Origin of the sequence: Buttiauxella sp. A111 (assembly GCF_014189855.1) — a bacterium.
Taxonomy (GTDB): Bacteria; Pseudomonadota; Gammaproteobacteria; order Enterobacterales; family Enterobacteriaceae; genus Buttiauxella; species Buttiauxella selenatireducens.
Window position 1 is genome coordinate 358,902 of sequence record NZ_BJFN01000005.1, and the last position, 13,957, is coordinate 372,858.

The 13,957-nt window shown below is 51.8% G+C and carries 8 protein-coding genes; 4 read left to right on the forward strand and 4 right to left on the reverse strand.

The features are described 5' to 3' along the window. Positions 1-13: 13 nt before the first annotated feature. Positions 14-2,461: a glycogen phosphorylase gene (glgP, locus tag BSPA111_RS16760; protein ID WP_183272284.1), complete on the forward strand. Its 2,448-nt coding sequence runs from the start codon at positions 14-16 to the stop codon at positions 2,459-2,461. A gap of 173 nt (positions 2,462-2,634) precedes the next feature. Here the strand turns inward: glgP and BSPA111_RS16765 are convergent, their stop codons facing one another. The 3 genes from BSPA111_RS16765 to glpE form a co-directional block, all read right to left on the reverse strand. After that, on the reverse strand, positions 2,635-3,393 hold the full coding sequence (locus tag BSPA111_RS16765; protein WP_183272285.1) for a DeoR/GlpR family transcriptional regulator: 759 nt from the start codon (positions 3,391-3,393) through the stop codon (positions 2,635-2,637). 22 nt (positions 3,394-3,415) lie between these two features. Beyond that, positions 3,416-4,246 carry a rhomboid family intramembrane serine protease GlpG gene (gene glpG, locus BSPA111_RS16770; protein ID WP_183272286.1) on the reverse strand — a complete coding sequence of 277 codons (831 nt, stop codon included), beginning with the start codon at positions 4,244-4,246 and terminating at the stop codon, positions 3,416-3,418. Between the two features lie 63 nt (positions 4,247-4,309). Then, a complete protein-coding gene (gene glpE, locus BSPA111_RS16775) occupies positions 4,310-4,639 on the reverse strand; it encodes a thiosulfate sulfurtransferase GlpE (RefSeq protein WP_183272287.1) in 330 nt (109 codons plus the stop codon). A 194-nt stretch (positions 4,640-4,833) separates the two neighbouring features. On the opposite strand from glpE, the gene glpD reads away from it, so the two are divergent. Continuing rightward, on the forward strand, positions 4,834-6,342 hold the full coding sequence (gene glpD, locus BSPA111_RS16780; protein ID WP_183272288.1) for a glycerol-3-phosphate dehydrogenase: 1,509 nt from the start codon (positions 4,834-4,836) through the stop codon (positions 6,340-6,342). 37 nt (positions 6,343-6,379) lie between these two features. Here the strand turns inward: glpD and malT are convergent, their stop codons facing one another. After that, positions 6,380-9,088: an HTH-type transcriptional regulator MalT gene (malT, locus tag BSPA111_RS16785; RefSeq protein ID WP_183272289.1), complete on the reverse strand. Its 2,709-nt coding sequence runs from the start codon at positions 9,086-9,088 to the stop codon at positions 6,380-6,382. A 375-nt stretch (positions 9,089-9,463) separates the two neighbouring features. Here malT and malP point away from each other — a divergent pair, with 375 nt between their 5' ends. Then, positions 9,464-11,866 (forward strand): maltodextrin phosphorylase, encoded by a 2,403-nt coding sequence (gene malP / locus BSPA111_RS16790; protein ID WP_183272290.1) that lies wholly within the window; start codon positions 9,464-9,466, stop codon positions 11,864-11,866. An 8-nt stretch (positions 11,867-11,874) separates the two neighbouring features. After that, positions 11,875-13,956, forward strand: coding sequence for a 4-alpha-glucanotransferase (gene malQ / locus BSPA111_RS16795; RefSeq protein ID WP_183272291.1), 2,082 nt, complete (start codon positions 11,875-11,877; stop codon positions 13,954-13,956). Position 13,957 lies beyond the last annotated feature (1 nt).

Sequence of the window (13,957 nt, forward strand, 5' to 3'; positions counted from 1 at the left end):
AGGAATCACTGATATGAACGCACCCTTTTCTTATGCATCACCCACGCTGAGTATTGAGGCTTTAAAGCACTCAATAGCCTATAAGCTGATGTTCACGGTTGGGAAGGACCCCGCCATAGCAAACAAGCATGAATGGCTGAACGCCACATTATTTGCGGTTCGTGACAGGCTGGTTGAGCGCTGGTTGCGCTCCAACCGAGCTCAGCTTTCCCAGGAAGTTCGTCAGGTTTATTACCTGTCGATGGAGTTTTTGATTGGCCGCACACTCTCTAACGCGCTGCTTTCATTAGGCATTTATGAAGATGTCAAAAACGCTCTGGAAGAGATGGGGCTGGATCTTGAAGAGTTGATTGACGAAGAGAACGACCCCGGCCTCGGCAATGGCGGGCTAGGTCGTCTCGCCGCCTGTTTCCTCGATTCATTAGCGACACTCGGTTTGCCGGGTCGTGGTTACGGCATTCGTTACGACTACGGCATGTTTAAACAAAACATTGTTGATGGCCGTCAGAAAGAGTCCCCGGATTACTGGCTCGAGTACGGTAACCCGTGGGAGTTCAAGCGCCACAATACGCGCTACAAAGTTCGCTTTGGCGGGCGCGTGCAAATGGAAGCTAAAAAATTCCGTTGGGTAGAAACCGAAGAGATTTTGGCCGTAGCGTATGACCAGATAATCCCAGGTTACGATACCGATGCCACTAACACACTGCGCTTGTGGAATGCCCAGGCGAGTAGCGAAATTAACCTGGGTAAATTTAACCAGGGCGATTATTTCGCGGCGGTAGAAGATAAGAACCATTCAGAAAACGTATCACGGGTACTGTATCCGGATGACTCGACCTATTCAGGCCGAGAGCTACGTTTGCGTCAGGAGTATTTCCTGGTGTCCTCGACCGTACAGGACATTCTTAGCCGCCATTATCAGCTGCATAAAACCTATGACAATCTGGCGGATAAAATCGCCATCCACCTCAATGATACGCACCCAGTGTTAGCGATTCCTGAGCTGATGCACCTGTTAATCGACGAGCATAAATTCAGTTGGGAAGACGCCTTCGAAGTGACCTGCCAGGTCTTTTCGTATACCAACCACACGCTGATGAGCGAAGCGCTGGAAACCTGGCCTGTGGATATGCTGGGTAAAATTCTGCCGCGTCATTTGCAGATAATCTTTGAGATTAACGACTATTTCCTCAAGACCTTGCAGGAGCAGTATCCGAACGATACCGCTTTGCTGGGGCGCACTTCGATTATTGATGAATCCAACGGTCGCAAAGTCCGAATGGCGTGGCTTGCGGTTGTGGCCAGTCATAAAGTAAACGGCGTTTCGGAGTTGCACTCCAACCTGATGGTGCAGTCGTTGTTTGCCGATTTTGCCGCTATCTTCCCGATGCGCTTTTGCAATAAAACCAATGGTGTGACTCCACGTCGCTGGCTGGCGCTGGCGAATCCACCTCTTTCTGATGTGCTGGATGAGAATATTGGTCGCACCTGGCGTACCGATCTCAGCCAGTTAAACGAACTGAAGCAGCACATCGATTACCCTACGGTGAATCAGGATGTGCGTAAGGCGAAGCTGGCTAACAAGAAGCGCCTGGCCAGCTACATCGGCCAGCATCTGAATGTGGTGGTGAACCCGAATGCGTTGTTTGATGTACAGATCAAACGTATTCACGAGTACAAACGCCAACTGATGAATGTGCTGCATGTGATTACGCGCTATAACCGCATTAAGGCCGACCCGACAGCCGATTGGGTGCCGCGTGTGAACATCTTCGCGGGTAAAGCGGCGTCGGCGTACTACATGGCGAAACACATCATTCATCTCATCAATGATGTGGCGGCGGTGATCAACAACGATCCGGTAGTAAAAGATCGTTTGAAAGTGGTCTTCATCCCGAACTACAGCGTCAGTCTTGCGCAGATCATTATCCCGGCGGCGGATCTTTCTGAGCAAATTTCGTTAGCGGGAACCGAAGCGTCCGGCACCAGTAACATGAAGTTTGGCCTTAACGGCGCGCTGACCATCGGTACGCTGGACGGGGCAAACGTTGAAATGCTGGAGCACGTTGGGGCAGAGAATATCTTCATCTTTGGTAATACGGCGGACGAGGTCGAAGCGTTGCGGCGCAAAGGCTATAAGCCACGGGAATATTATGAAAGTGATGAGGAGTTGCACCAGGTGCTGACGCAAATTGGCACCGGAACGTTCAGCCCTGGGGAGCCAACACGTTATCGCGACCTGCTGGACTCACTGATTAACTTTGGTGACCACTATCAGGTGCTGGCAGATTATCGCAGTTATGTGGACTGCCAGGATAAGGTCGACGAACTTTACCGCCAGCCAGAAGAGTGGACGATTCGCGCCATGCATAATATCGCCAATATGGGTTACTTCTCGTCTGACAGGACGATTCAGGAATACGCCGATGAGATTTGGCATATTAAGCCGGTGAGGTTGTAAGTTCTGAAACCATCCTCACCCTAACCCTCTCCTTGAAGGAGAGGGAACTGTATGGTTTTCTCCATCACCGTCAGGAGAGGGAACTGTATGGTTTTCTCCATCACCGTCAAGAGAAGGAACTGGACAGGTTTTCCCCCCTCTCCCTCAGGGAGAGGGCCGGGGTGAGGGGGGTTTTAGCACAACTCTAGCTGCACATTATTCTCTGCAATCACCTGCATCACACCTGCTGGCGGAATGATATCGGTATAGACCGCATCCACCAGAGCAATGCTGCCCAGATTCACCATCGCATTGCGGCCAAATTTAGAGTGATCGACAACCAGCATCACACAGCGTGAGTTTTCAATAATCGCGCGTTTGGTGCGTACTTCGTGGTAATCAAACTCCAGTAACGAGCCGTCGCCGTCGATGCCGCTGATCCCCAGGATACCGAAATCCAGTCTGAACTGAGAGATAAAATCGAGTGTCGCCTCTCCGATAATTCCACCGTCGCGGCTGCGTAATTCGCCACCCGCCAGAATAATGCGGAAATCCTCTTTCACCTTGAGTGTGTTCGCCACGTTCAGGTTGTTGGTCACGACACGCAAATTACTGTGATTGAGCAGAGCATGAGCCACCGCTTCCGGTGTGGTGCCGATATCAATAAACAGCGTGGCACCGTTCGGGATCTGACTGGCAACTTTCTGCGCGATGCGCTCTTTTTCCGCAGTCTGCGTGGCTTTACGATCGTGCCATGGTGTATTCACGGAACTTGACGGTAATGCAGCACCACCGTGATGGCGCATGATCAGGTTCTGGTCGGCCAGATCGTTCAGATCACGGCGAATCGTTTGTGGGCTAACAGCAAACTCTTCGACTAACTCTTCGGTGCTGACATAACCCTGTTTTTTAACCAGTTCGACAATCGCATCATGACGTTGTGTTTGCTTCACGCTGTTTTATTCTCCTGAAATGCTATGTTCGTTTTCGCGCATGCAAAGTATCAACCAGCGCCATTGCAAGACCAACAACCAGGCCGGTAATGTGAGCGGCGTTGGCGATCGACATTCCTAAGACATCGAAAAATCCTATCACAATCCAGAGAACCGCAAAGGCTAAAAGACCGCGCTGCATATAGATGCCACTGTCCGGGTCACGTTCTCCACGCAACCAGACATAACCCATTAATGCGTAAACCACGCCCGATAAACCACCGAAAAGTGGGCCACCGAATTTTGCCTGCACGAAGCCGCTCAGCAGGGCAGAAACCAGCGTCAGGGTGATTAGTTTTCCGCTGCCGAGGCGTTTTTCTAACGGGCCGCCGAGATACCACCACCACAACAAGTTGAAAGCGATATGCATAATCGAGAAGTGCATTAACGCGTGGCTGAAATAGCGCCATAACTCGTAGTGCAAGCTGTCTTTATACGGCCAGGCTAACCACACCATAACGGCCCGGTCGCCGATAACTTGCATCATTAAATACACCAGCACGCAAGCCGCCATGATAACCATCGTAAACGGGCCCGCTTTTTGCCGAATCGTCGCGAGGAAAGGATAGCGCTGGTAGTGCAAGCCGCTATCGGTGTGGCCGGTATTCCAGCTTGCTGCCAGATAACGTGGGTCACCAGGATTCGCAAGGAACTGTTCGAGCTCGGCACGTACACGGGATTCCTGGCTGTCATTTGCCAGCCAGATATCACTCTGTTCGTGTTGTTGAATCGCGAGGATAACGCCCTGCGTCGCCATATAGTCGACAAATGCCTGCGCGACTCGCGGGTTGGCAAACGAGGTAATCATGATCATAAGGTTTAACCCGCTCTAAGCAAAAAGAGCATTATACCTGCAACACCGTGATTTCCTGACTCATTAAAAGGCGCCGTGTGCCACTTCAGCAGGGAAATGGCGATGCCATGCGTCAAAACCGCCATCGACGCTATAAACATGGTCGTAGCCTTGTTGCAGCAGATACTGCGCAGCCCCTTTGCTGCTGTTGCCGTGATAGCACATCACCATCACCGGCGTGTCAAAATCGGTTTGCTGCATAAATGCCACCAGACGATCGTTTGTCAGGTGGAATGCGCCAGGCGTATGGCCCATCGCAAAGCTCTGCGGGTCGCGGATATCAACCAATACTGCCATTTTTTGCTGCAACTTCTGGTGCGCTTCTTCCACACCAATACACTCAAAAGTTTCCATGGATTTGCTCGTCACTTTATTCAATTGGCTTGTGCCATATTAAGGGAATCAGCCCTCTGCCCGCTGATATTAACGTCATTATGTTATCCATATCACGCAGAAATGTTTTTTTTTCGTTACAAAGCGCGCGTAGACTTGCTAGTATGAGCGATAACGAACATATTTGAACTTTAACGAAAGCGTGTGAGGGTGACATGGAAACTAAAGATCTGATTGTGATTGGCGGAGGAATAAATGGGGCAGGTATCGCCGCTGACGCCGCAGGCCGTGGTTTATCCGTGTTGGTGCTTGAAGCTCAGGATTTGGCGAGTGCCACGTCTTCTAACAGCTCGAAATTGATCCATGGTGGCTTGCGCTACCTTGAACATTACGAGTTTCGCCTGGTGAGTGAAGCATTAGCCGAGCGTGAAGTGTTGCTGAACATGGCTCCCCACATTGCTTTCCCGATGCGTTTTCGTCTGCCACATCGCCCCCATTTGCGTCCGGCGTGGATGATTCGTATCGGTTTGTTTATGTACGACCACCTCGGTAAACGTACCAGTTTGCCTGCGTCCACCGGTTTGCGTTTTGGCGCAGACTCCGTTCTGAAATCGTCTATTGTGCGCGGTTTCGAATATTCCGACTGCTGGGTTGACGATGCGCGCCTGGTCTTAGCGAACGCGCAAATGGTGACGCGTGAAGGTGGCGAGGTGAAAACCCGCACTCGCGCAACGCGCGCCTGGCGTGAAAACGGTTTATGGATTGTCGAAGCGCAAGATAGTGTAACCGGTGAAACATTCAGCTGGCGTGCGCGTGGTCTTGTGAACGCTACTGGACCATGGGTGAAAAACTTTTTTGACGACGGTCTGCAATTGCCTTCGCCATATGGCATCCGGCTGATCAAAGGCAGCCACATTGTGGTGCCACGCGTACACAATCAGAAGCAGGCTTATATTCTGCAAAACGAAGATAAGCGCATCGTGTTTGTTATTCCGTGGATGGATGAGTTCTCAATTATTGGTACTACCGATGTGGAATATCAGGGTGATCCGAAAGATGTCCACATTGACGAGAATGAAATTAAATACCTGCTGGAAGCCTACAACGCGCACTTTAAAAAGACGCTGAGCCGTGACGATATCGTCTGGACCTACTCGGGTGTCCGTCCGCTCTGTGATGATGAGTCCGATTCACCGCAGGCTATCACCCGTGATTACACGCTCGATATTCATGATGAGCAGGGCAATGCTCCTCTGCTGTCTGTGTTTGGTGGCAAGCTCACGACTTACCGCAAGCTGGCAGAACATGCGTTGGATAAGCTGAAAGGCTACTACCCGAAAATGGGGCCAGCCTGGACTAAAGGCTGCACCTTGCCAGGTGGCGATATTCAGGGCGATCGCGATGATTACGCCGCGCAATTGCGCCGCCGCTACACCTTCCTGAGCGAAAGCCTGGCGCGTCGTTTCTCACGGACTTACGGCAGCAACAGCGATTTGATTCTGGCGGGGGCGACCAGCGTCAGTGATTTGGGCGAAGACTTTGGTCATGAGTTTTACGAAGCAGAGCTACGCTACCTGGTTGAGCATGAGTGGGTTCGTGGTGTGGATGATGCTATCTGGCGTCGTACCAAATTAGGAATGTGGTTGACGAAAGAACAGCAAGTGCGTGTCGCCCAATGGCTGGGAAAGCGTGTCGGTAAAGCGAAGTTATCGTTAGCATCTTGAATATATTGCCCTTTCCCGAATGGGAGAGGGCGATGTCTTAAACGCCATACCCCATCATTTTCAGCAATTTCTGTGCGTGTAGCACCGCATCCTGGCGGTGCGTCACACCCAACTTCTGATACAAATTTCGAATGTGCGTTTTAATCGTGGTGGCCGCAACATCCAACTCACCCGCGATTTGCTCATTGCTGTAGCCCGAATAGATAAGCCCCAGCACTTGCCATTCGCGTTGCGTCAGCGGACTGGTGCGAATCAGCTCCGGCACTTCAGGATGCGTCAATAAACGGTTAACAAAGTTCTCATCGAAATGGGCGAACTTGTGGCGATGATGCTGGTTAATCTCACGCAAAATGCGTTGCGCACGATGCTGATCCAGTTCCGGCAGCGTGTTGAGTTGAATCAGCTGGCGTAGTTGTTGCGCCATAGCTTCTCCCTCAATCACAAAGTGGCTGATAAATCCGGTGCGGTTGGCCAGTGCCAGCGCTTCCAACAATACACGTTGCGCATCACTCTTGCGGCCAGCCTGCCAGTAAAGTTGGTTAAGCAGTAACAGATTGCGGTTGAGATCGCTCATCAAGCGCAGGCTGCGGGCATTCTCATTTAACTCCTCCAACACCATTTCGGCTGGCTCAAAGTCGCTTAGCAAAATCTGCGCTCGCGCGATATTACGCCATTGGCCTTGCAGGAAGTGATTATTGGCAAACTCGGGTTTTGGAGTCAGACGTAACCAGTTGGCGGCGGATTGTTTATCACCGGTCATTTGCCAGTAAATCACACGCACTTTGTCGGCGTTGGACACCCAATCGCTATGGAACGCACCATTCCCTAGCAAGTTTTCCAGACGGTTCAGATGATTACGGGCGTTATCCAGATCGCCGCGCGCCAGAGAACATTGCACTAACAACGCAAGGCACTGTAATTGCTGCTGTGGCTGATACCCGGAAAGCACTTCCAGGCCCATGCGCGTTGTCGCTTCGGCTTCGTCGAGCCGCGACCACGCCCACAGCAACTGCGCACGAATACGCAGTAAAAATTCGTGCAGCGGGAGTTGCTCAAGGTGTTGCTCTTCAATCAGCGTGAAGGCCTTCTGTTGCGCTTCCCATGCTGACTGGAGGAAACCCTGTGCCAATAAAATTTCGCTCTGTTGGCATAAGCCCCATAGTGCGTAATGCCACATGTCATGGCGGCGCGCCATTTGTTCAGTTTGCTGCATCACAGAAAGCGATTTGGTGAGATCGCCTTTGCAGTGCAGCACTTCGCCATGCACTGATGTTGCGACAATACGGCTGTAGAAACTGGCCAGCGGCAGCACATCGAGCGCGATCATTGCCAGCCGTTCGGCCTCATCCGGGTTACCATCATTAATCGCAACCTGAGCGCGTAATGCATTGAATTCGCCGTGCATGGTATCGTCCATTACGACATTCATTTCCTGCTCAGCACGGGCCAGCAGTGTGTTGACTTCACTGTAGCGATGCTGGCTTTGCATCAGCCAGGCTTGCAGTAATACAAGCTTCGGATTTTCCAGCAAACTGGTCCACGGCAATGCTTTTAATGACTCTTCCAGCAGGGCTAATTCGCTGTGATTAAACAGTGCCCAGGCGTGATTGAGCAGGATATCGCGCAGCAGGGTTGCGTCGCCTGCAGCCAACGCGTGGTGAATAGCTTCGCTTGGGAAACCCTGCGCCATCCAGCTTTCCGCTGCCGCACGATGGATTTCCGGGAGTTCGGTCGCCAGTTCCCACTGGCAACGTTGGCGTAAGAAATTGCCAAACAACGGGTGAAAACGGAACCATTCGCCGCTGTCATCCATGCGCTGAATAAATAGCCCCTGGCGTTCGGTCTCTTCAAGGCGCATCTGGCCGTTTTCTTCGCCGGTGACACGGACAATCAGCGCGTCATTCATCGACCGTAGAATCGAGCTGCGCAGCAGGAAATTACGCGTTTGTGCGTCAACATTATCCAGCACTTCATCGGCCAGATAGTCAGATAAATGGCTGGCGTTGATGCCTGAAAGCCGGCGTGCTGAGTGTTGTGCTGAGGAGTTACTGTTCTGGCGTGCGGAAAGCGCGATGAGTTGCAGCGCAGTCGCCCAACCGGCGACATCATCACACAGGCTGTTGCTCTCGGTGTTCTCGAGAGGTGAATTGAGCCGGTGGTCGAAAAATTGTTTCGCTTCAAGGTGTGTAAAAGCGAGTTGTTGGCTGCCGATTTCCAGCAGTTGGTCGCGCACGCGTAAATTGGCGATACCCAGTTGTGGCAAATTACGCGACATCACAAGCAGCGTCAGATTTTCTGGCTGATGGCGAATGAAAAAGCGCATCGCTTCATGAATCACTGGGTTGGTAATGAGATGGTAATCATCAATGACCAAATACAGGGGGCGATGCCATTCCACCATTTCGATAAACAGTTGGGCAAACAGCGCGGTTAAGCTCGAGTATTGGCGTTTTTGCACCATGACTTCGCTGGTCACGCAATGGCCAGAAGTCGCCTGCTGAATGGCCGCTATCAAATAGCTGGCAAAACGTTCTTGTTGGTTATCACCCTCATCAAGGGAATACCAACCTAACTCATTTTTCCCCGCCGCCCACTGAGAAACCAGAGTCGTTTTTCCATAACCCGCCGGGCTGGTTACCAGTGCAACTCGATAATTATTGGCCGTTGATAACTTCTTCAACAGACGGTCGCGGACCACTGTATTTTCCAGACGTACTGGACGACTTAATTTGGAGGGGATCAGCATGGTCTACCACTTCACTGTGTAAGAAATATGTTCGATTGTGAATTTTTTTACGCTTCGTAATTAATACTTACTACAAAGTCGACCAGTTTGCGGGTTATTGCAAGATTGTTGAGGGTTTGAGACGTGGTAAGTTGCTCCTGGTCACAAATCTATGGATTAGATGAATTCATTCATGAAATGTCAGCTGCCGATGTGAAAACTCAGTGCTGGTGGGCGTTTGTGATAGCCGCGCCTCATTTTAAGTGGTGGCGATCACATTTTTAGCTACTCCCCACTACTCCTCCCTCCCTAATCCGACTCAGGAGGAGGAATTAGCCCTGGTCACCCTGCACACTAGCGGGTAATGAAATTAGAACATCACAGGACCGAGCCCTTATGTCACAGACGACCTTCAATAAAGCACAATTTCAGGCTGCACTGACACGTCAGTGGCAGCGTTATGGGTTGCATTCAGCTTCCGAAATGAACCCGCACCAATGGTGGCATGCTGTCAGTGGCGCGCTTGCTGAATTGCTGGCAGCTCAACCTGCGGCTAAACCTGAAAAAAATCAGCGCCACGTAAACTACATCTCAATGGAGTTTTTGATTGGTCGTCTGACGGGTAACAATTTGCTGAACCTCGGTTGGTATCAGGACGTCGCTGATGAACTGAAAACGTTCGATATCAACCTGACCGATTTGCTGGAAGCGGAGACCGATCCAGCATTGGGTAATGGCGGGTTGGGGCGTCTTGCTGCGTGCTTCCTGGATTCCATGGCTACCGTCGGACAGTCAGCGATTGGATACGGCCTGAATTACCAGTACGGTTTGTTCCGCCAGTCCTTTAAAGATGGGCAGCAGATGGAAGCCCCTGACGACTGGCATCGCGGCAGCTATCCGTGGTTCCAGCACAATTCAGCACTCGACGTGCAAGTGGGTGTCGGCGGCAAAGTCGTGAAAGATGGCAAGACTCTTCGCTGGGAGCCTGCGTTTGTGTTCCACGGCGAAGCCTGGGATTTGCCGGTTGTCGGCTACCGTAACGGCATCGCGCAACCGCTCCGTTTATGGCAGGCAAAACACGCTCATCCATTTGATTTAACTAAATTCAACGACGGCGATTTCCTGAAAGCAGAACAGCAGGGCATCGACGCTGAAAAACTGACTAAAGTGCTTTACCCGAACGACAACCACCTGAACGGCAAGAAACTGCGCCTGATGCAGCAGTATTTCCAGTGCGCGTGTTCGGTGGGCGATATCTTACGTCGTCACCATTTGGCGGGCCGTAAGCATAAAGAACTGGCGGATTACGAAGTCATTCAGCTGAACGATACCCATCCGACTATCGCCATTCCTGAGCTGTTACGTGTGCTTATCGACGAGCACCAGATGAGCTGGGATGACGCCTGGGCCATTACCAGTAAAACCTTCGCGTATACCAACCACACACTGATGCCTGAAGCGCTGGAGTGCTGGGACGAGAAACTGGTGAAAGCGTTGCTGCCGCGCCATATGCAGATCATCAATGAAATTAATGCCCGCTTTAAGAAGCTGGTGGACAAAACCTGGCCTGGCGACGAAGCCGTGTGGGCAAAACTGGCTGTGGTTCACAACAAGCAAGTTCGCATGGCGAACATGTGTGTGGTCAGTGGTTTTGCGGTAAACGGTGTGGCAGCGCTGCACTCCGATCTGGTGGTCAAAGATCTGTTCCCGGAATATCACCAACTGTGGCCGAACAAATTCCATAACGTAACCAACGGTATTACCCCACGTCGCTGGATCAAACAGTGCAACCCGGCACTTGCGGCACTGCTCGATAAAAAGCTCAAGAAAGAGTGGGCAAACAATCTGGACGTGCTCGAAGGTCTGGAAAAATATGCTGATGATGCGAAATTCCGTAAGGAATACCGCGACATCAAATATCAAAACAAAGTGAAGCTGGCTGCCTTTGTTAAACACCGCACGGGTATTGTTATCAGCCCGGATGCGTTGTTTGACGTACAGATCAAGCGCCTGCATGAGTACAAACGCCAGCACTTGAACCTGCTGCACATTTTGGCGCAGTACAAAGAAATCCGTGAAAACCCGACCGCTTCCCGCGTGCCGCGTGTGTATCTGTTCGGTGCGAAAGCGGCTCCGGGCTACTACCTGGCAAAAAATATCATCTTTGCGATTAACAAAGTCGCGCATGCCATCAACAACGATCCGGTCGTTGGCGATCAGCTGAAAGTGGTATTCCTGCCGGATTACTGTGTCTCTGCGGCAGAGGTGATGATTCCGGCGGCTGATATTTCCGAGCAAATCTCTACCGCAGGTAAAGAGGCCTCCGGCACCGGTAACATGAAACTGGCGCTCAACGGAGCCCTGACGGTCGGTACGCTGGATGGGGCGAACGTCGAAATCGCTGAGAAAGTCGGTGAGCAAAACATCTTTATCTTCGGCCATACCGTGGAAGAAGTGAAAGCGCTCAAAGCCAAAGGCTATGACCCAGTGAAATGGCGTAAGAAAGACAAAGTGCTGGATGCCGTACTTAAAGAGCTGGAAAAAGGGGTTTATAGCGATGGCGATAAACATGCCTTCGACCAGATGCTGCACAGCATCGGCAAACAAGGCGGCGATCCGTATTTAGTGATGGCCGATTTCACGGCGTATGCGGAAGCGCAAAAACTTGCAGATGCACTGTATCTCGACCAGGAAGCCTGGACGCGCGCCGCCATTCTGAATACGGCTCGTTGCGGTATGTTCAGCTCCGATCGTTCTATCCGTGATTATCAACAACGTATCTGGCAGGCAAAACGCTAAGGGAAAGCATGGACAGCAAACGTCTTGATAACGCCGCCCTGGAGGCGGGAATTAGCCCAAACTACATTAACGCCCATGGCAAACCGCAGGCGATTCCTGCGGATACCAAGCAGCGTTTGCTGGAAGCCATGAACCGTACTGTCACCTTGAAAAAGGTGGCAGTAACACCAGTGGCGAATGTGCTGGTGTTTACTTCTGGCACTCGCATGGCGACGGTATTGGAAGGAAACGGTGAATACACCTGGCATCTGACCACCGAAGAGGGCAAGCAGCATAAAGGGCATGCACAGGCAGGCAAAAAGATGCTGTTGCCTGCAACATTGCCGGAAGGCTATCACGACCTCACAGTCAGCCAGAATGAGCACAACTGGCAATGCCGCGTGATTGTCGCGCCAAAGCGTTGTTATGAACCTGCCGCGTTGATGCGGGATGAAAAACTGTGGGGAGCGTGTGTTCAGCTTTACACCATACGGTCGACGCATAACTGGGGTATTGGGGATTTCGGTGATTTACAACGCATGCTGGTGGATGTGGCAAAACGGGGTGGCTCGTTTATCGGCCTGAATCCGATTCATGCGCTGTATCCTGCGAATCCAGAAAGTGCCAGCCCGTATAGCCCGTCATCACGTCGTTGGTTGAACGTGATTTATATCGATGTGAACGCGGTTGACGATTTCTTGCTTAGCGATGAAGCGCAGACGTGGTGGAAAATGCCGACCACCCAGGCAACGTTGCAAGCGGCGCGAGATGCGCAGTGGGTCGATTATTCCACCGTTACCGTGCTGAAAATGGCTGCGTTGCGCATGGCGTGGAAGCAGTTTTCTTTACGTGGCGCGCGGGACGAGCACGTCGTTGCTTTCCAGAAATTTGTGCAAGAAGGCGGCGATAGTCTCTACTACCAGGCGGCGTTCGACGCACTGCACGCTTATCAGGTGAAAGAAGATCAAATGCGCTGGGGCTGGCCGGTGTGGCCGGAAGGTTTCCGCGACGCACATAACCCGGAAGTCAAAGCGTTCTGCACCGAACACAGTGATGAAGTGAATTTCTATCTGTGGTTGCAATACCTTGCTTACGCCCAGTTCGAGATGTGCTGGCAAACGAGCCAAAGCTTTAAAATGCCGATTGGCTTGTATCGCGATTTAGCAGTTGGCGTGGCGGAAGGGGGATCGGAAACCTGGTGTGACCGCGAACTTTACTGCCTGAAAGCTTCCGTGGGTGCGCCGCCGGATATTCTTGGCCCGCTCGGCCAGAATTGGGGTTTGCCACCGATGGACCCGCATGTGATTACCGCGCGTGCGTATCAACCGTTTATTGAACTGTTGCGTTCCAATATGACCAGCTGTGGTGCGCTGCGTATTGACCACGTTATGTCGATGCTGCGTTTGTGGTGGATACCTTATGGCGAAACCGCAGACAAAGGCGCATACGTGCATTATCCGGTGGACGATCTGCTGTCGATACTGGCGCTGGAAAGTAAACGCCATCACTGCATGGTTATCGGTGAGGATCTCGGTACGGTGCCGGTTGAGATTGTCGGCAAGCTGCGTGACAGCGGGGTTTACTCCTACAAAGTGCTCTATTTCGAGCACGATCAGGAAAAACAGTTCCGCGCGCCGAAAGCGTGGCCGAAACAATCCATGGCGGTTGCCACCACTCACGATTTGCCGACGCTGCGCGGTTACTGGGAAAGCGGCGATCTGACGTTGGGTAAAACCCTTGGTCTGTATCCTGATGAAGAGATGCTGACTGAGTTGTATCAGGATCGCGAGCGTGCCAAACAAGGTTTGTTGGATAGTCTGCATGAATATGGCTGTCTGCCAAAACGCGCAGGCCATAAAGCCTCGTTGATGGCGATGACGGCCACGCTAAATCGCGGGATGCAACGCTACATTGCTGATAGCAATAGCGCTCTGTTGGGTTTGCAACCGGAGGATTGGTTAGGTATCGCGGAACCTGTGAACATTCCGGGGACTAGCTATCAGTATAAAAACTGGCGGCGCAAGTTATCGACCTCGCTTGAGGAGATGTTCGCAGATGACGAAGTGAATAAGTTGCTGAAGGATTTAGATAAGCGGCGCAAGAAGAAGTAGT

Coding starts and splice junctions, on each gene's coding strand:
- glpE (WP_183272287.1), bottom strand. CDS start 4,639: ATGGAAACTTTTGAGTGTATTGGTGTGGAAGAAGCGCACCAGAAGTTG.
- malP (WP_183272290.1), top strand. CDS start 9,464: ATGTCACAGACGACCTTCAATAAAGCACAATTTCAGGCTGCACTGACA.
- glpD (WP_183272288.1), top strand. CDS start 4,834: ATGGAAACTAAAGATCTGATTGTGATTGGCGGAGGAATAAATGGGGCA.
- glgP (WP_183272284.1), top strand. CDS start 14: ATGAACGCACCCTTTTCTTATGCATCACCCACGCTGAGTATTGAGGCT.
- malQ (WP_183272291.1), top strand. CDS start 11,875: ATGGACAGCAAACGTCTTGATAACGCCGCCCTGGAGGCGGGAATTAGC.
- malT (WP_183272289.1), bottom strand. CDS start 9,088: ATGCTGATCCCCTCCAAATTAAGTCGTCCAGTACGTCTGGAAAATACA.
- glpG (WP_183272286.1), bottom strand. CDS start 4,246: ATGATCATGATTACCTCGTTTGCCAACCCGCGAGTCGCGCAGGCATTT.